Source organism: Desemzia sp. FAM 23989 (genome assembly GCF_045528345.1).
Taxonomy (GTDB): Bacteria; Bacillota; Bacilli; order Lactobacillales; family Carnobacteriaceae; genus Desemzia.
Genome location: NZ_JBGQQT010000024.1, coordinates 1 through 19,304, shown reverse-complemented (window position 1 = coordinate 19,304; position 19,304 = coordinate 1). Strand labels below are relative to the sequence as shown.

At 37.6% G+C, this 19,304-nt stretch carries 18 protein-coding genes and 1 pseudogene; 3 read left to right on the top strand and 16 right to left on the bottom strand.

Annotation, left to right across the window (positions count from 1 at the left end; all coding sequences use genetic code 11):
• Nucleotides 1-14 precede the first annotated feature (14 nt).
• Complete coding sequence (locus ACEN36_RS11420) at nt 15-1,772, bottom strand: ATP-dependent nuclease (RefSeq protein ID WP_407126624.1); 1,758 nt, start codon at nt 1,770-1,772, stop codon at nt 15-17.
• A gap of 146 nt (nt 1,773-1,918) precedes the next feature.
• On the opposite strand from ACEN36_RS11420, the gene ACEN36_RS11415 reads away from it, so the two are divergent.
• Entirely contained in the window at nt 1,919-2,179 is a 261-nt protein-coding gene (locus ACEN36_RS11415; RefSeq protein WP_407102048.1) for a M20/M25/M40 family metallo-hydrolase, read from the top strand.
• 108 nt (nt 2,180-2,287) lie between these two features.
• Here the strand turns inward: ACEN36_RS11415 and ACEN36_RS11410 are convergent, their stop codons facing one another.
• The gene (locus ACEN36_RS11410) at nt 2,288-2,689 is read right to left on the bottom strand and encodes a DUF1801 domain-containing protein (RefSeq protein WP_407102047.1); all 402 of its coding nucleotides are present in this window, start codon (nt 2,687-2,689) and stop codon (nt 2,288-2,290) included.
• Nucleotides 2,690-2,888: 199 nt separating this feature from the next.
• Here ACEN36_RS11410 and ACEN36_RS11405 point away from each other — a divergent pair, with 199 nt between their 5' ends.
• Nucleotides 2,889-3,428 (top strand): hypothetical protein, encoded by a 540-nt coding sequence (locus ACEN36_RS11405; RefSeq protein WP_407102046.1) that lies wholly within the window; start codon nt 2,889-2,891, stop codon nt 3,426-3,428.
• Nucleotides 3,429-3,554: 126 nt separating this feature from the next.
• On the opposite strand, the gene gap is transcribed toward ACEN36_RS11405, so the two are convergent.
• The 4 genes from gap to ACEN36_RS11385 all read right to left on the bottom strand — a co-directional run bounded on the left by gap (nt 3,555) and on the right by ACEN36_RS11385 (nt 7,946).
• Entirely contained in the window at nt 3,555-4,568 is a 1,014-nt protein-coding gene (gene gap / locus ACEN36_RS11400) for a type I glyceraldehyde-3-phosphate dehydrogenase (protein WP_407097356.1), read from the bottom strand.
• Nucleotides 4,569-5,347: 779 nt separating this feature from the next.
• Entirely contained in the window at nt 5,348-6,319 is a 972-nt protein-coding gene (locus ACEN36_RS11395) for a metal ABC transporter solute-binding protein, Zn/Mn family (RefSeq protein ID WP_407102043.1), read from the bottom strand.
• Nucleotides 6,320-6,346: 27 nt separating this feature from the next.
• Complete coding sequence (locus ACEN36_RS11390; RefSeq protein WP_407097354.1) at nt 6,347-7,207, bottom strand: metal ABC transporter permease; 861 nt, start codon at nt 7,205-7,207, stop codon at nt 6,347-6,349.
• Between the two features lies 1 nt (nt 7,208).
• Complete coding sequence (locus ACEN36_RS11385) at nt 7,209-7,946, bottom strand: metal ABC transporter ATP-binding protein (RefSeq protein ID WP_407097353.1); 738 nt, start codon at nt 7,944-7,946, stop codon at nt 7,209-7,211.
• A gap of 252 nt (nt 7,947-8,198) precedes the next feature.
• Here ACEN36_RS11385 and ACEN36_RS11380 point away from each other — a divergent pair, with 252 nt between their 5' ends.
• On the top strand, nt 8,199-8,855 hold the full coding sequence (locus tag ACEN36_RS11380; protein ID WP_407097352.1) for a metal-dependent transcriptional regulator: 657 nt from the start codon (nt 8,199-8,201) through the stop codon (nt 8,853-8,855).
• A gap of 239 nt (nt 8,856-9,094) precedes the next feature.
• On the opposite strand, the gene ACEN36_RS11375 is transcribed toward ACEN36_RS11380, so the two are convergent.
• The 10 genes and pseudogenes from ACEN36_RS11375 to ACEN36_RS11330 form a co-directional block, all read right to left on the bottom strand.
• Entirely contained in the window at nt 9,095-9,709 is a 615-nt protein-coding gene (locus tag ACEN36_RS11375; protein WP_407097351.1) for a sugar O-acetyltransferase, read from the bottom strand.
• Nucleotides 9,710-9,852: 143 nt separating this feature from the next.
• Entirely contained in the window at nt 9,853-10,854 is a 1,002-nt protein-coding gene (locus ACEN36_RS11370; protein ID WP_407097350.1) for an ROK family protein, read from the bottom strand.
• Between the two features lie 32 nt (nt 10,855-10,886).
• A pseudogene (locus ACEN36_RS11365) lies at nt 10,887-11,485 on the bottom strand (sugar O-acetyltransferase).
• Nucleotides 11,486-11,688: 203 nt separating this feature from the next.
• Nucleotides 11,689-12,963, bottom strand: coding sequence for a Y-family DNA polymerase (locus tag ACEN36_RS11360; RefSeq protein ID WP_407097349.1), 1,275 nt, complete (start codon nt 12,961-12,963; stop codon nt 11,689-11,691).
• A 31-nt stretch (nt 12,964-12,994) separates the two neighbouring features.
• Entirely contained in the window at nt 12,995-13,399 is a 405-nt protein-coding gene (locus ACEN36_RS11355) for a hypothetical protein (RefSeq protein ID WP_407097348.1), read from the bottom strand.
• A 322-nt stretch (nt 13,400-13,721) separates the two neighbouring features.
• Entirely contained in the window at nt 13,722-15,485 is a 1,764-nt protein-coding gene (locus tag ACEN36_RS11350; protein WP_407097347.1) for an ammonium transporter, read from the bottom strand.
• Between the two features lie 428 nt (nt 15,486-15,913).
• Nucleotides 15,914-16,573, bottom strand: coding sequence for an amino acid ABC transporter permease (locus ACEN36_RS11345; protein WP_407097346.1), 660 nt, complete (start codon nt 16,571-16,573; stop codon nt 15,914-15,916).
• On the bottom strand, nt 16,570-17,280 hold the full coding sequence (locus ACEN36_RS11340) for an amino acid ABC transporter permease (RefSeq protein ID WP_407097345.1): 711 nt from the start codon (nt 17,278-17,280) through the stop codon (nt 16,570-16,572). Before ACEN36_RS11340 ends, ACEN36_RS11345 begins: the two co-directional genes overlap by 4 nt.
• Nucleotides 17,280-18,098, bottom strand: a complete 819-nt coding sequence (locus tag ACEN36_RS11335) for a transporter substrate-binding domain-containing protein (protein ID WP_407097344.1) — start codon at nt 18,096-18,098, stop codon at nt 17,280-17,282. Before ACEN36_RS11335 ends, ACEN36_RS11340 begins: the two co-directional genes overlap by 1 nt.
• Nucleotides 18,099-18,133: 35 nt before the next feature.
• Complete coding sequence (locus ACEN36_RS11330) at nt 18,134-18,856, bottom strand: amino acid ABC transporter ATP-binding protein (protein ID WP_092480811.1); 723 nt, start codon at nt 18,854-18,856, stop codon at nt 18,134-18,136.
• Nucleotides 18,857-19,304 lie beyond the last annotated feature (448 nt).

The window sequence follows — 19,304 nt, the reverse complement described above, 5'->3', positions numbered from 1 at the left end:
TATCACCCTCTTCTTTAAACAATTTCAAGAGAATTAAGTACTAATGCAATATGTTGCGGTAATTCTACGTTACTTAACTCCTCATTACCTATATCTACACAAAATTGCAACATAATCTCAGCTTTAGCTGATTTCCACTTCTTGGATAACAACTCTGGGGTTTCAATATTTGACCATCCATACATAGCTTCAAAATATTTTTTTAAAATAGAAAAGTTATTACCTTGCATCACAATATCATCTTCTAATGTATAATTTACAGTAGTCTTTACGAAAATATTATCGTATGAATTATAAGCCTCATGCTCTTCTTGAGCTCTAGGTTGATTATCAAAATCCCTAATGATTCCTAATTTGTTATTAGTGTGTATATTTATTTTCAACCAAATATCGATGATTTTCTTAAAGCCTTTATGAAAAGAAATAATTTCTATATTTGATAGAGTGTTGTGCTTATTTTTTATGTAAGACTTTATCAATAATTCTTCCGATATTCCTTCTACTAAAATACAACGACTGGAGTAAAAAAGTTTAAATAAATCCAAGTTAGGATTTTTTGAAAGATAGTTCAATTCATTTGAAGTAAATTCTTCTATAAAAGCGTACCCCTTCCCTTCATTTATTAAAACGATATTCTTTAAATCTAGTTTATCTAAAAATTGTAAGCTATGAGTCGAATAAACTAATTGAAGATCTTTATTTCCACTAGCAATATTTAAAATAAAACTATTCATTATCTGTTGATTTTCATAACACAAATGGGCCTCAGGTTCTTCTACAGTTAATAAAGAATATAAAGAATTACTAGCTTCAATTAGCGAATTAATCATAACAAGTTGTAAAATAAGGTTTCTGTAACCTAAACCTTGTGAAGCTAGTGAAGATTCGTCGTACCCTAATCTTACGCTATTAAGTAAAGAAGTCATTGGAGGCATGTTAGGTAATATAGAAATTTTAGAAAAGAAGTCTTGGGCATTTTTTATTTCAGTATTTTCTTGCCAGTTTAATACTTCATCCATTCCCGATAATGATTTTATTTGTTCAAAAAAATTGGTATATTCGGACTCTATTTTAATCATAGAAGAAGTTGATAATTTTTTATTTAAAAGCTGTACTAATTGTTTTGATCCTAATCTTGTATTACTATTGGAGAATTCGTCTCTCTCAGCTTGTATAGAGTTATATTTTAATAGTTTCAAATTGTCATATGAAAGGTTTTTTTCTTTAAATGGAACGTAAATAGCATATGTATATAAACTAACTGGTAGTAAATTTAATTTTAATTCTTCTAAGCTGTTACCAGAATCAGTATTATTAATAACTTCAGCAACATGCTCCATTAACTCTTTCGAATTTTTACAAGTAAAACTATATGATAATTGGTATTGTGCTTCTCCTGTTTCTGAAAAACTAACAGCGAAATCCTTCATTGAATATGACTCAGAGTCTTCAACCGTAAATTCAATTGTAACTGTAATTTTAGGAATAATTGCTTCAAACATTGACAGCTCAACTTTTCCTTTAGAAAGAGCATCTTTATTACTTTCAATAAATTCATAATACTTATTTTTAGACTCATTACCAATGTCGGTCCAACTTAAATTTTTACTACTAGTACCTATCTCTTCTGATAACAAGGGCAACGTAAGCGCTCTTAAAAAATTGCTTTTTCCACTATTGTTATTACCAATAATCGCAGTAACTCCCATTAAACGTACAGAAACCTCGGTAAGATTTCTAAAGTTTTCAATGTATACCTTAGTAATCTTCAAAAAAATCCCTCCTTATTTCTTTTCCTACATAATACCGTAAAAATAGTGTTTTGTAAGCTTTACCAATGAATATATTTATGGACTTTTACCTATACCGCAAAGTAATTCTTTCATCGTTAAAAATCACGGTTACTTAATACCAAAGTATGCAATTATTAATATTATTTTCTCAAAAACGAAAAAAGTTAGACGAGAAATATTTCGGTGAAAAGCCTGGAACGATTGGTTCTCCAGGAGTAACTGACGGATCCAACTTCCTGCGCTCTAAAAGCGACGAGTTCCCATTCATGATGTTCGGACCCGGTCTGACTAAAATGGCTCACAAAGTTGATGAATACGTGCATAAAGATGTTTACTTGAAATTCATTGATTTGTATAAAGAAATGATTTTAGCGTTCAACAAATAAAATATTTTATTATAGAAATGTTTGAGATAGCTAAAACCCGACCGAAGAATTCTGTGGTCGGGTTTGTGCTGTTAGATAAAAACTTTTTTATTCCTTCGGATAAAGATTCTAGTAAGTTTCTACTGATTGTTTAATTAACTCTTTTAAAACATCAATGTCGATATCCGCTAGTTTATTCACGTAGATACACGCCTTGCTTTTCGTATGTTTGCCAAAGTTTTCCAGCAGCTTTTCTCTTTCTTCACTTTCATACGCCAGATAAAGAGTGTGTTTCGCTTTTCTTGGTGAGAATCCCGCTAAAGGTGCATCCCCTTCATGTCCAGAGGCATACTTATAGTGATAGCTGCCAAAGCCGATAATACTAGGACCCCACATTTTTGCTTTATAGCCCGTTACCTCTTCAAAAATGTCCAGCAGCTGATAAGCATCCGCCTTTTTCTTCTCATTCTCTACGCTTTCGATAAAGTCGATCACACTATTGTCATTTTCTTTCATTTTCGGTTCAGCCATACAGTCACGCTCCTCTTCTTCGAATAGATTTAGTTCCATTATGGCACTTTAAAAGTACAAGTACAATTCTCTGAAAAAGAGCTTCCATAGCTATAGTAACAAATAGAATTTTTTAAAACATCATTTATTTAATCAACTGTTATGGTACACTTAGCTTAATTAAATTGTATCGTAACTGTTATATTTGAGGAGATGTAGGATGAAAAGAATAATAAGTCTTAAATGGATTTTCTTGCTTTTAATCGCCACTCTAGTGCTCTCACTGTCATTTTATTCACAACATCAATTGTATAAACCTTATACAGGCAAACCATTAACTATTGCTGTTATAGGAGATTTTCCGGAGATCAAAGAAGAACAAGTTAGTTTTGAGGAGATTACTTTTGATGATGTCATGAATAATGATTTCGATTCCTATGATGCGGTTTTTATCATGCCCGAAAACTTATCGCAAGCCAGTGAACATCAATACGCAAAAATTTACTTAGATTCTCCCATTCCGTTCTTTTTTATAGAGGCTAACAACCATATTCCATTTACAGAAGCAGATTTAGATTTTGACGATGATTCCTGGGAAGATTGGGAATGGACACCAGGAACGAGTTATGCCAGCGGATTCTATGCTGAGACTGCCGATAGTTCAACAGCTTGGGAATTTTATTTGTACGATGACGAAAATACAGATGAAAACATAAAAGCAGTCTATTCAGAAATATTCAGATCCATTGCAGAGCTTTGATAATACCCGTTTAAACAACTGATTAATCTATCAAAAACTCGAGGCTATTTAATAAGCCTCGAGTTTTTTTGCATCATTTAACACACAAAAGCGGGAAGCTGATGCTCCCCGCTAGATCAAACCTATTTATTTAATATTTGCAAAGTGTTCTAACGTTCCGACCATGTTGGCTACAAAACCGTACTCGTTGTCATACCAAGCAACTGTTTTGACCAATTGGCCGCTTTCGCCATCCATAACTTTCGTTTGAGTTGCGTCAAAGATAGAACCAGCTGGCACTCCGATAACGTCTGAAGATACGATGTCATCTTCATTGTATAAGAATGCATCCGTTGCAGCTTCTTTCATTGCCCCATTGACTTCATCTACGGTTACTTTTGTATTCAATACGGAATACAATTCTGTCATTGAACCTGTAACTGTTGGGATACGGACAGCTGTACCGTCGATCTTACCTTCCAGTTCAGGGATAACTTTTCCTACCGCTTTAGCAGCACCTGTTGAAGCTGGAATCGCATTTTGCGCTCCGGCACGATTTTTACGCCCGCCTGGTGAATCTTGAAGCGCTTGTGTTGCTGTATAGGCATGAATCGTTGACATCAATGCACTATTGATACCGTATTTTTTGTTCAACACATTTGCCATCGGTGCCAAGCAGTTCGTTGTACAAGAAGCTGCAGAAACGATTTGATCATCTGCATCCAACGAATCATGGTTAACTCCGTAAACAATGGTTTTCGTGTTGTCTACTTCTGCTCCGGCAGCTTTAACTGGCGCAGAGATCAATACACGTTTGGCTCCTGCATCCAAGTGAGCTTGAGATTTTTTCGCTGAAGTGTAGAAACCAGTACATTCTAGAACGATGTCGATACCTAAGTCGCCCCAAGGCAATTGGCTCGCATCTTTTTCTTCGTATGCTTTGATTTCTTTTCCATCCACAATAATCGCGTCGTTCCCTACTTCTACATTATAAGGGAAGCGTCCTTGAGCAGTATCGTATTTTAGCAAATAAACTAAGTCGTCATTATCCGTCAAGTCATTGATCGCAACTACCTCTAATTCTGTGTCCATTTCCAACATCCGGCGCAACGCCAAACGTCCGATACGTCCAAATCCATTAATCGCTACTTTTATTGACATGAATATTTCCTCCTTCTTTATTTGAATCTACTTTTATGGTAACTCTTCTGTAGATTAATTTCCAATTGTACGCATTGGTTATAGATTATTAAAGATCACAGGATTTATTATGAAGGCTTTCACGCCATACTTCTGAAATAGAAAAATACAGCTGAAATGATTCTTTATGTTTAGACACAAAAATGATTCTAAAACATTTGACGTTGGTAAATAAAAACGATGTTTCTTCGTTAATCGTTTCTTGGAGCAGGACATTACTGAGCCTAAGACAGCCAGCAGCATTATTGTTTTAGTTTATTCATCAAGTGAGGCTTCATTTCAAGTTCACTTGATGAATAAGTACAGTTTACTAGTCAAGTGAGAACTTAATTGAACGCCACTTAATAAATAAATCCATTTTATTCTTCAAGTCAGGAATTTTTCACTCCTCACTTGAAGAATAACCTTCATTTACTCCTCAAAAGAAAGCCTCTCATCACATTGAATAGAGCATTTCTCTAGAGGAAGGCGTTGAATGGTATAACCATATTCGAACATAAGCAAAGATGGCTGGTTTAAGTCCGGTCTCGCGGCTTTCCATGAACATACCCAAGACCGGAATAAATTGCTTTACCAACGTTAGAAAATAAAGAGACACAAAAATACACTCCAAAAATTTGATTTTCCCTCAACCATTTGGAGTGTATATTATTGTTTTTCTACTTTAAAACTTAGTAAAGCACGACATCTAACATATTGAAAGAAGAATTTTCCAACTTAATATCTTATTTGAATCAAGTCTATTCACTCAATGGTTGAGCTTCACCAGTTGTTTGGCTTAAGCCTTCATGAATTTTTTCAATGTTCCATTTCATCATATTGTAATAAGAATCGCCTGGCTCTCCCTCTTTAGCAATAGAGTCCGTGTAGATTTTAGTATAGATGGGAAGATCTGTTTCTTTTGAGACACGTTCCATACTTCGTGAATCCACACTTGTTTCAACAAACAGCACAGGTACTTCAGAGACTTCGATGCTATCAATAATAGTTGTCATTTGGTCAGGCGTACCTTGGCTTTCAGTATTGATTTCCCAAATATATCCTGCCTCTAGACCATATGCTTTGGCAAAATATTTAAACGCCCCTTCACTCGTCACCAGTAATTTCTTCTCTTCGGGAATATCATTGAAAGCAGATTGTGCTTGCGTATCCAGTTCGGTCAATTGTTCAACATAGGCATCAGCATTCGCCGTATAAGCGGCTTCGTTCGCAGGATCTTTACTAATAAATATTCGTTCGATTTCACGGACATATTGAATCCCATTTTGTAAGTTTAACCAAGCATGCGGGTCAGCTTGACTGTTTTGACCTTCACTGGTTAAATACAAAGGCTCAACCTCTTTGCTGACTGCAAAATAGTCTTCATCTTCAACTTTGTTCGTTGTTTCCATTAAATCATCAAACCAACCGTTCCCCGTTTCTAGATTCAAGGCGTTGTATAGAATGATATCCGCTTCTTCGGATTTTTGAATGTCTTCTGGTAATACTTCATGTTCATGTGGATCGGTACCAATGGGAACAATACTATGCATGTTGATCAGTTCTCCACCGACTTGTTCTGCCATATCTGCAATAATAGAATTCGTTGCGACCACATTCAACACTGCTTCATTCCCAGTACTGCTTTCTTCAGAGGTACTTTCTTGATTTCCACAGGCTGCGAGAATGAGTAAACCAAGTCCGACACTTACTAATTTACACCACTTTTTCATTATCTTTTCCTACTTTCTATTCATCATTTAGACTAATTCTTCACTATTTTTTTCCAATTTTCTACGAATCAATAAACCTTTTTGCGGAGCGAATAAAAATGCCATCACAAAGAATACGGCAGCAGTCAGCACGATGGTTGCTCCAGAAGCCAGATTATAAGAATAACTGAAGAAAAGACCGATAAACGAGCTAAACATACCAAAGAATGCGGATAAGCACATCATGATTTTCAAATTATTCGTTAATAGATAGGCAGTGGCTGCTGGTGTAATCAGCATAGAAATCACTAAAATCGTACCAACAGTCTGCAAGGAAACGACTGCCACTAATGTGAGCAAAAACATTAAAGCATAATGGAAAAATTTAACCGGTAAACCAGCAGCTTTTGCCATCACAGGATCAAACGAAGTCAGTTTTAATTCTTTGAAAAATAATAAGATAAAGATGAGCGAGACAATGGTCACAACAGCTGTTAACATCATGTCTGAGTCACGAACTGCCAGCACGTTACCAAATAAAATATGGTATAAGTCAGTAGCACTTTGCGCAAATGAAATCAAAATCACACCTAAAGCAAAGAAACTGCTAAAAACAATCCCGATCGCAGTATCATTTTTCAGCGTACTTTTCTCAGTAATGAAGCCTATAAGAACCGCCGTTAAAACACCGAAGAAAGAAGCTCCAATAACATAACTAAAGCCAAACATATAGGAGATGGCTACTCCAGGCAGAACCGCATGGGAAATGGCATCACCCATTAAGGACATTCCACGTAAAATGATAAACGAACCAATAATCCCCGCCACAAAACCAACTAATAAAGATGTAATCAAGGCATTTTGTAAAAATTGATAATTCGTTAAACCGTCAATAAAATTTGCAATCATTTTATTTACCTCCTGAAACTAAGTCAACAAAACTGGTACCATAAATAGCGCTTAAATTATTTTTCTTAAATACTTGTTCAACTGGGCCAGATGCAGATACCGTTTTATTCAGCATGATCAAGTGATCAAAATATTCTGTTACTTTGCTTAAATCGTGATGAACGATCACCATTGATTTGCCTTCGTCCCGCAATTTTTTCAATACTTTCACAATCACTTCTTCACTAACAACATCGATTCCGACGAAAGGCTCATCAAGAAAGAACCAATCCGGTTGTTGTGCAATAGCCCGTGCAATAAAGACACGTTGCAGTTGACCACCCGATAATTCACCGATTTGACGGTGACTATAGTCTTGCATATCTACCGTTTCTAGAGCTTCTTGAGCTAGTTGTTTTTCTTTTTTACCAGGGCGCTTTATTAATCCCAGTTTCGGATAGGTCCCTAGTAAAACCGTATCAAATACATTGATCGGAAAACTAAGATCCAGTTCTTGACGCTGCTCAACATAAGCAATATTTTTTTGAACCTGTTTTAGTTTTTTCTCTCCAAAAGTTACCGTTCCTTGATAATCAATCAGTCCTAATAAACTTTTTACTAATGTTGATTTACCTGCCCCGTTTGGACCGATAATTCCTGTGATGTGGCCAGTAGGGATGGTTAAATCAATGTCATATATGGCTTTGTTTCCTGCGTAATTAACGCTGAGGTTCTCTACTTGAATCATTGTATTGTTCATTTTATTTCCCTTCCTCATTTACGTTTTAGGTTTACCTAAACTTTATTTTAAGGTTAATCTAAAAAACATTTAAAGTCAAGCTTAATAAAGAGAAGAAGGTTTTGTTCCATATAGAGCTTGTATCCGTTGCAAATGAAAATATCATATAATATAAATTCCATTTGGTATTCACAATAGGACCTATTTTTGACATTGGTTTGTTTTTTTTAATGCGGTATAATAAAGACAAATGACATCAAAAGGAGTACTTAAATGACGCCAAGTAAAGAAGATTACCTAAAAACCATTGCGGGACTAGGCGGAGAAACAAAAATAGTGAATAATAAACAATTAGTAGAGGCTCTGAATGTAACTGCTGCATCGGTAACAGACATGAATTCAAAGTTGTTGAAAGAAGGCCTTATCACACGTATTCCTTATAAAGGCGTACAAGTTACTGAAAAAGGATTGCGTTTAGCTAATCAAGTCATTCGCAAACATCGAATATGGGAAGTCTTTTTGTTGGAAAAATTGGGGTATGATTGGAAAGAGGTACACGCTGAGGCTGATCGCCTTGAACACGCTTCTTCTGACGAGCTTATTGAACGGTTATATCATTTTTTAGGGGAACCAGAATTTGATCCCCATGGTGGTACTATTCCTGCTAAAGACAGTACAATTTCTACTACTCAGTCTCCTAGTTTGATTGAGCTTTCTCCAGGAGAATCTTTTGTGATCAAGGAAGTCAAAGATGACCAGGAGTTTTTGGAATATTTGACCTCTAAAAAAATCCAGCTGAGAGCACGATACACTCTCCTTTCTAAAGAAGCCTACGAAGGGGATCTCACTTTGAAAAGTGCGGATGGAAGCATCATTGCCGTCAGCAATAAAGCTGCTTTTAAAATTTATGTAGAAAAAAGAGAAACCTGATTTTAATTTCAGGTTTCTCTTTTTTTCAGATTGATTCTCCACCGTTTATACAGCAGGTTAGAAAAATCTTCCAATTTTTTATTCCACTCATTTTTGATCTGATCACTTAAACAAACCAGACCAAAAAGAAAGCGAGAGATACATGGAAGATCAAACAATTATAGCTGAAGGGAAACCCGCACTAAAAAATACACTTCAGTTTTTATGCACTCCGTGAGGGTCTCCTTTTAGTATTTATATCAGCTATTCATTTCTTGTTCATACTCTTCTTTCAATTTCGTCCAATAGACTTTATCTTCATTTGTTACTTCCCTTAGTACTCTGCATGGATTTCCTGCAGCTACGACATTATCAGGAAGACTTTTGGTAACTACCGATCCTGAACCAACAATCACATTATTTCCAATCGTAACACCTGGATTGATCACAACGTTGCCGCCTATCCAAACATTGTCGCCAATTGTGATGGGGGTCCCAAATTCTAGACCAGAAGTTCTTATTTCAGCATCGATCGGGTGTCCTGCAGTATAAACCCCTACTCTAGGACCAAATAACACATTATCGCCAATCGTGATCGGTGCAACATCTAACATGATGCAATCAAAATTGGCATAAAAATTCTCGCCTACAGAAATATGATCGCCATAGTCACATCGAAATGGCGGTTCAAAGTGGACTTTGTCTCCAGTTTTTCCCAATAGTTCTTTCAATAATGCCACTCGCTCCGCTGATTCGTCTACAGTCATTGAATTATACTTATGAAGAAGACGGCGGTTCCTCTGATTCATTTTTCGTAATTCGCTATCGCCAGTGTACAATTCTCCAGCAATCATTCGTTCTCTTTGCGTTCGCATACAGTATCCTCCAAGATTATTAGTTTTCCTTATTAAGTTCGTTCTATTTTATCCTAAAAAAATACAAACGACAAGGTTTCATCCAATCGCTGCCCTCCCACTGCATAAGTAGCTTAAGGGTGTGCAGTGAATAGTCAAGTCATTTAAAATGGCTGTTCTAGAATAAGCTTCAACCCCAATTCATTGAGACCCATTAAATAATATTCGGCTACATCATGATAAATTGTTACCTTTGCCAAATACCCATAAGGGAAAATTTGAGTGATTCTTGCGGAAATCTCAGCCCATATTTCGGTTGTAATGAATCGATCAACATCAAAAATCACTACTTCATGTGGGTCATACATACTAATGATCGTACGAAGGGATTGTTCCACAAGCCCTGCTGCTTTTGACCGATTTACTACGGGAAAGTGCACATTATCATAGTAGGATAGATGTTTCAGTTCACCACTTAAACCATTGGCACCACAGAAAATGCGATCCTGAATGACTACCGCTGAACCTGGAGGATAATTTTCTAGACAATACAATCCAGCCACGATTTCTTCAGTGCTGTTTTCCTTTGCGAATCCATAAGTTGCTGCGTTAATATCATTCTCTATAATAACCGGCAAATCGGTCATGTCTTTTAAGCGGGCTCGAATATTGATGCCTTTCATAGAAGAAAAATCCATAATCTTAAAATTACCATCCATTTCAACACCTGGAATACCAATGACAATAACCGATATCTTCGAATACTCGTTCAGGAGTTTCTTTATTGCATTCAATACGCTATCCATCGTGTTTTCTGTTAAATGAACCGTTTGGACTACAATGCACTCATGGCGCAAATTAGATACCCTTAATAAGGCTGTTTGCTTTTTATCGGTCTCATAAAAACGGATGGTCAAAATAGTTTTGTAGTCTTTGTTTAACTGATAGACCATTGCTTTTCTGCCACCTGTAAAGACAGACTGTTGGAGAGAAACAAGCTCACCGGCCGCTATCATTTCACTAATCAATTTATTGGTCGTCACTACACTTAAAGACGTCAGACGTGCAATTTCAGTTTTCGTTAAGTCGTGCTGCTGCTCCATAAATAATTTGCGGATAGCTTGGACATTGTGTTGTTTTAAGTCATTAGGTTTTTGCGATTTCATGCTCTTCCCCTTTCCCATAATGATGCATTCGTTTAGGATTGAAATCCGGTCTTGTCTTCTTCAGTAATTTCTCGAATGACCTTACACGGAACACCTGCAGCGATTACACTGGCTGGGATATCTTTATTTACCACACTCCCCGAACCAATAATGGCATTTTCTCCAATGGTTACCCCTTGATTGATATGAACACCTGCACCAATCCAGCAATCCAGACATTGTTTCCAATGGTTACCTTTTTTGCATAGCATCCGCCAGCCACGCGTTCTGCGGCATCAAGGGCATGATTGGATGTGTAAATGCCTACTCTTGGTCCAAACAAAACGTTGTCTCCAATTTCGATTTTGCCGCCATCTAACATCACACAATCAAAATTGGCATAGAAATTATTTCCGATCGAGATATTGAAACCAAACTCACATCTGAAATTGGGCTCAAAATGAACCCCTTCTCCAACAGACGCCAATAATTGTTTTAACATTTCTTCTCTAATTTCTGATGGTTCACCGAAACTGTCATTGTATTGATTTGTCAACAGCACTGTTTTTTCTCTAGCTTCTATTAATTCTTTGGTTAGATCATTGTACATCTCGCCACTTAACATTTGTTGTCTTTGTTCTTTTAATGTCATGACACTCACTCCAGACTGCCTCCATTATAACAAAGAACTCTCTCTGTATTGTATCTTATTATTCAATTCAAACGCCATCAATCTACAAATTATTCTCTATCCTTTTTTGTCTAATCTATTGATAAAGCTTCAAAACCAAAGTGGAGTTTAGCCTATTTGCTTCGTAATCCAGTATGAATTTTCGTATTTTTTTCATAGATCTGCTATCCTTTGTGACCGCCGACCAGTCCGCTTCGTTGGATCGCTGTGCCTCCCTTAGTCAGGCTGCTGGCATGGACTAAAGAACTAAATCCATACTTTTCTCGAATTCTGTCGATGACGACTTCCAACTCTTCTGTATGGATGGTTTTTTCAGGAGTTTCAAACAAGTTCAGTTGCAGCTGTTTTTTATACGCTATTTTTCCGCACCGGATCGCTAATTGACGTACAGGTTGATTGTTGTAATGCGTTCGAAAAATCTGTAAACAGGTTTCGATGATTTTAACGTTTGAAGAAGTGGGAAAGATCTTCATTTGGCGGCTGAAGCCTTTATCTAAAACGTCCTTGGAATAGCTGACGGATAAGTGGATCACTCCCGTTTCTGCATGATGTTTCCTTAATCTGGCCGCCACTTCATCGGCCATTTCCCTGATAACCACTTCAATTTCATACTGATTGACATAATCTCTTTTTAAGATCTGGCTTTTGCCGTACCCTTTTGAATGAGGGGTGTATTTTTCGGACAGCACACTATGATCTATTCCATGAGCATGATAAAAGAGCTGCTCGCCAATCACTCCATGAACGCGTTTCAGCGCATCCACATCATATTGAGATAAGCTGTACACCGAATCGATCCCTAATCGATACAGATTCTTAGCCGTATTTCCCCCGATCCCCCACATATTGGTGATGGGATGGATCTTCCAAAGCTTTTCCGGAACATCTTCATAGTGCCAAATGGCTATTTGCGATTGAGTTCTTTTTGCTTCATTATCCAAAGCTAGTTTAGCTAGTAAAGGATTATCTCCAATACCGATCGAGGTCACTAATCTCAATCGTTGAAAGATGGTTTTTTGGATCTGTTTAGCTATTTCTTCGGTTGACCCATAAAGAGCGTGTGAACGGGTAACATCTAAGAAACTTTCGTCGATACTATAGATATGAATATCCTCTTCTGCAACAAATTCTTTGAACAAGTTGTTGATCATCAGGTTAACTTTTATGTACAAGGCCATTCGAGGTTCGACAATTTCGATTTTTGAATGCACAGGAATTTCAAAACGCCTAGAACCCGTTCGAATACCGTATTCTTCTTTGACTTTCGGCGAAGCAGCCAATACAAGCCCGCCTTCCAGATCCGGGTTGCTCATTACGACGATGTAAGACTCTAAGGGATGTATGCGTCTTTTAACAGACTCTACTGAAGCAAAAAAAGATTTTACATCAATACACAGAATATCGCGTCTTGGCTGATAAGAGTAATCCATTCTGATCATGATTCACATCTCCTTGTTCATTCCGTTTTTTTTACACCCTAAACCACTTTGGAGTTTCTGTCTTCTCCACATTGCGGATCAATTCTAATTCACAAACCACTAACCCAGCATCAATCGTTTGGACATAAATACTGTTCTCATAGTATCCGCAAACAACCCCTACAAGATCTTCCTCATATTGGCCATTGAACAAGCAGTCCAGCTGAATCGCTATTATTTCTTTCCGGCTAAATGAGTCGTCGATCAACGAGTAGATTTCTTCCGGAGTCTGTTTCTCTTTTTCTTCAGTGGTGTTCCCCTTGTTTTTTTTCTCTTCTTTTAACAGTTCCGCATGTTCAGATAGAATCAGACCTTGCCACTTGGCCATTTTTCTATCTACATAGCCTGAAGTATTGGGATCGATCACTCTATTATTCTCTTCCGATTTATCGTGCATGTCAGACACCGCCTTGTTCTCTTTTAAACCCATTATACGAACGCTTGTTCGATTTGTAAAGAGATACTCTTTTTATTTGTTCCAAAATCAACCTTAAAGAACACGACAACCAATGAATAAGTTCCCCTACTCCATTAAAAAATGCCGACTTCTCTTCAAGAGAAATCGACACTCAGCTTATTCTATATTTAGTGTGAGGCTTTTGGTGGTTGGCAAACGCACATTTACGTTGATGATTGTTTTTAAGTTTCTTGAACGTTTTTTTCAACTCTATTGCCGCAGTGTGCTTCATGAATACTGTATTTGAACCTTATCTAATTCATTAGACAACGGTTTCTGTACTCTCAGAGTAATCCAGTGCTGATGAACCATAGTCACCCGTACTAATCCGTATAGCATTTTCCACATCATACACAAAAATCTTCCCATCTCCGACTTGGCCGGTATAAAGAACCTTGCGTGCTGCTTCGACTACGCTTTTTACCGGAACACTGCTGACGATGATTTCGATGCGTGTTTTAGGCAATAAATTTGTGTCCACTTCCGCTCCTCGATAATAAGTGGTATGCCCTTTTTGCATCCCATAACCATAAACTTTTGTAACCGTCATTCCAGTGATACCAATTTTGTTCAACGCATCTTTCAGTTCTTCAAATCTATCTTCATTAGCAATAATATCGACTTTGGATATTTTTTCTTCATTTGAAATAGCTCGTCCCAATTTTGGTAATTCAATTTTTGTTGTTGTTGCTGTACCTTTTTCCTCGAAATCTGTCTCTCCATAACTCATTCCCGCAAATGCCAGCTCAACATCTTTTGGCTCCTTATTCATTCCTCGAAATACAGGTACTTGGCCAAAAGGCACAGTTACAAAATCTCCATAACTGGATTCTAAGCCGTGTTCTGAAACATCCATCCCAGCAATTTCTTCTTCTTCGCTGACTCGCAATCCAACGGTTTTATCAATGACAAGGAAAGCTATTGTCATCGTTACAATCACCCACAATGCAACTGCCGCAACTCCAAGTATTTGTACACTAAGCAGTTCAAAGTTTCCGCCATACAGAATTCCGCCATCGACAGCGAATACTCCTACCAAAATCGTTCCCAAAGCCCCTGCTGTTCCATGAACCCCAAAAGCGCCAACCGGATCGTCGATTTTGGCTTTATTTTCTACAAATTCCAAACCGTATACCAAAGCAATAGAAGAGAGCGCCCCGATGGCAACTGCTCCGACTGGCGAGACCACTGTACAACCAGCCGTGATCCCTACAAGTCCAGCCAGTGATCCGTTCAACGTCATTGAGATATCAGGTTTACCGTACTTCATCCAAGTGATCGTCATAGCTGTTAACGTCGCTGTTGCAGCAGAAAGGTTTGTATTTAAAAAGATGGTTCCGATCAAAGCCAGTGTCTCATCCCCTGTAGCTGATACAGTAGATGCACCGTTAAATCCAAACCAAGCAAACCAAAGAATAAAGACTCCCAAAGCTCCCAGTGTTAAACTATGTCCAGGAATGGCACGTGCTTTTCCATCTTTGTCATACTTGCCGATACGGGCACCAAGTATTTTCGCCCCAATCAAAGCTGAGACACCACCTACCATATGAACAGCCGTTGAACCTGCAAAATCTATAAATCCTAATTCAGACAACCACCCGCCGCCCCAGATCCAGTGACCAGAAATTGGATAAACAATAGTTGAAATAATCAACGTATAAATCAAGTAAGAACTGAACTTTGTCCGCTCAGCCATTGCTCCTGAAACAATTGTCGCTGCAGTTGCAGCAAAAACTGTCTGAAACATCAAAAATACATACCCTGGAATCGTTGAATCGTAATTTCCTTGCACGAATAAATCAGGCGCTCCGATAAGCCCTGCGACACTTGGCCCAAACATAATTCCAAATCCAATGATCCAATACATCAAAGACCCTAATACAAAATCCATCAAGTTCTTCATAATAATATTACCTGCATTTTTTGCCCGAGTGAACCCTGTCTCTACCATCGCGAATCCTGCCTGCATAAAAAATACCAATACCGTTCCTATCAAAACCCAAAGCGTATCTGTTGCTTCAAACATTTGCAACTCCTCCTATTCGACTAGCTGTTTTTATAACATGTTATAAAAACTAACACCAAATAACGAAGATTGCAATACATTTCATTGAATTTGTTAAAATAATTCTCTAAACCTCACCTCGCATGTCAGAACATCTCACATCAAATATGGTATATTCTAATATTACGATTAAATTATTTAATAAAAACCTTAATTAATACGTTTTTATATTTGACGGCTAACAATTATCTATTATTGGTATAGTCTATTATTTTATGAAAAAAGAATAAAAAACAGCCAAACACTAACTCGAACAATATTAATAAAAATTAATATTATATTCGTATTTTAGATATAGCTAATTTTCGTTTAAAATAACCCAAACAAAAAACAGCACATATCCCTTTTGTCGCTAAGGAATATGCCCTGTTTTTATGGATAAAGCTCCGTCAAACATTTTCTGAGTTTCTGCTATGCCAGTTTCTGACTAAAACAGACAAGGTAAAACAAATCAGGAAATACACTAACGCTAAGAAAGCATAGATCATAAAGACTTCTGATGTTTTAGTGACTTTTCCTAAAATCACTTGTCCGCTTCGTGTAAATTCTATGATTCCCAACCCAGCAAGGAATGACGTATCTTTGATGGTAGTGATCACTTGCGACAACAAAGACGGAATGACTTTTTTGAATGTTTGCGGCAAGATGATATACCACAAGGTTTGGAAAAACGAGAACCCTTGAGAATGAGCGGCTTCAAATTGCCCTTTTGGTATCGCGTTTAATCCTCCCCGAACGATCTCGGCCACTACTGCAGCGGTATACAGGAACAATGCAAATGACCCTTTCAATAAGATCGTACTTCCTGGAATCAAGAAGGCGCAACCCAACATCCACAGCAGCAACGGCGTATTGCGAAACAACTCAATATAGAATCCGGATAATTTGCCGAAAAACTTTCTTTCATAGTTCCGCACTAATCCTAAAAGAGTTCCGAATAGGATGGAAAGAATCACTACCCCTATAGAAATCAGTAAAGTCGTTTTTAAGCCGTCCAGTAAAAAAAGTACGTTAGGCTGAGTAAAAACGGTTTTTATAGACTCGATCATTCCATCACCTCCGGAATATCCACTACTACGGAATCATTTTTCTTCAATTTCTCTTCGTATTTCCGAGAGAAAGTCGCCAGCGGGAAGCACAATAAGAAATACAGCAGCCCCGCTACGACATAAGCCGGTCCGTAGTTTAACGAATAAGAAGCGTAAGAATCAGCTGCATACATCAAGTCCGCTCCAGCGATGATCGCCAATACGGAGGTATTTTTGATCAAATTGACCGCTTGGTTCGTTAATGGCGGCAATATACTTTTCACCATTTGCGGCAAGATGATGTAGCGCATCGTTTGAACGTAATTGAACCCTTGAGAATAGGCGGCCTCATGCTGGCCTTTAGGCATTGATAAAATACCGGCCCGCACGACTTCTCCTACGTATGCTCCATGATACAGCCCGACACCTACTACCCCGATCGTGAATTCACTCAACACTAAACCAGCCATAGCCAAACCGTTGTACATGAAGAAAATCTGAATGACCAGCGGGATGTTTTGGAAAATCTCCACGTACACCCGAGCGATAGAACGCGGCAGCCAGCTTTGAGCTGTGGAAAGAATCCCAACGAATACGCCTATCACCAAAGACAGCAGCAAGGCTAAGACAGCGATTTGAAGTGTCCTTAAAAAACCAGTCCCAATACTGTCAAAGTTTTGAAACAGAGCCTCCCATCTCCAAAGAGCGAACGGATTTGTACTGTTCATTATTCATTCAGTCCCCACTCTGAAACCAATCCATCAAGAGTGCCATCTTCTCCCCATGTAGTGATCAACTCATTTACGTGCTCTGCCAATTCTGTATTTGATTTCTTCGTTGCAATTCCATAATCTTGAGTCGCAAAACGATCTGGTAAGATCACAGTAGAATCATCCAAATAACCAGCCAAGATCGATCTGTCCACACTGAATGCATCTACACGACCAGAATCTAAAGCCGCTTTGATTTCTGGATAAGTTGCGTACTCTGAAAAGTCCATCGTAATGTCGTATTGTTCAGCTTCTGCTTTAATAGCATCGGCTGTTGTTGAACTTTGCGATACTCCAATAGTTGCTCCATCCATATCTTTCAAGCCTTCATAATTCTTATCTTTTTTCACCAGCAAACCAACTGCATCTTCATAATAAGCTTCAGTAAAGTTGTAAGTTTCTTTACGTTCATCTGTTACTGTAAAGGTAGCGATGATCATATCAACTTCGCCGTTATCCAATAATGGTCCACGTGTTTTTGCTGTAACTGGCGTCAATTCGATAGCGTCTGGGTCGCCTAAAATATCTTCGGCTAATTTCTTCGCAATATCAATCTCAAAACCTTCGATTTCTCCGGTCTCGGTATTTTTCAATCCGAAGTTTGGAACGTCTTCTTTGACTCCTACTTTCAATACGCCTGCTTCTTTGATGGATTCAATGGTAACTTGATCCGCGCCGCTTGTCGGCTCAGTCGCTGAACCTTCATCTGACGAACAAGCTCCTAAAAACAACAAACTGGACAACATCAATGTAGCGAATAGATTTCTTTTTTTCATCTCTTTTCCCCCCTAATTAGTTGATTATCCCTTTTTTATCGTAAAATTTTGCTTAAAAATTCTTTCGTTCGTTCATGAGTCGGATTATCAAAGAAATGTTCTGGAGTCCCTACTTCCAAAATCGTTCCTTCATCCATAAAAATAACTCGGTCTGCTACTTGCCTTGCAAATCCCATTTCGTGTGTCACGACGACCATCGTGATATTCATACTCGACAACTGGATCATAACATCCAGCACTTCTTGCACCGTTTCCGGATCTAAAGCTGAAGTCGGTTCGTCGAATAAAATGATTTTCGTTTCTGAACAAAGGGATCTCGCGATAGCGACCCTTTGCTGTTGTCCACCTGATAAAGTGGACGGATAAACATTGGCTTTCTCTCTCAGCCCTACGATATCTAAATACTTATAGGCTGTTTCTTCTGCTTCTTTTTTAGATTTTTTTTGCAGCTTTATTGGACCAATCGTCAGATTTTCCAACACCGTCATATGCGGATAGAGGTTGAACTGTTGAAAAACCATTGCAGAAGAATTGCGTACAACTTCTAATTTGTTTTTTGCAGTCACTTGTTTGCCTTCAATAAAAACTTCTCCTGATGTCGGTTCCTCAAGGAAGTTCATACATCGAACAGTCGTACTTTTACCAGAACCCGAAGGCCCGATAATAACGATTTTCTCCCCTTCCGCCACCTCTAGATTGATATCTTTCAGTACATGGTGGTCTCCAAAATATTTATTTACATTTTGCAGTTTAATCAACGTTGCCTCATCTCCTTTTGCAAAAAAATATGAACATCTCATTATTTTGAAGTATTAATGTACTATTTTCTTGTACAAGTTAAAATTATAATGATTTTTTGATTAGAAATCAATTAAAATATGCAATTATCATGTAATATTACCTTCCATGAAAATGATAGTTAGTGTTTTTTTTATCTCAAAAGCTTAATCTAAAGCCACTTTTCAAAATTAGAGAACGTTCATTATTTTGTCATTAATTAGCAAAAACCTTTTTTATTTTGAGAGAGAAGCTTTTTTAAAATACGGTGATATACTACAAAATCTAATAACTGTTTATTACCTGAATAATTCATACTTTTTATAAACTACCAAATTTTATAATTATCTGTTTAGTTTTATGCTCAATGGCTCTTTTTCTCAAAAATATTTTTCTAAAGGGTTTAATTTATTTTTGCTAACTGATTAA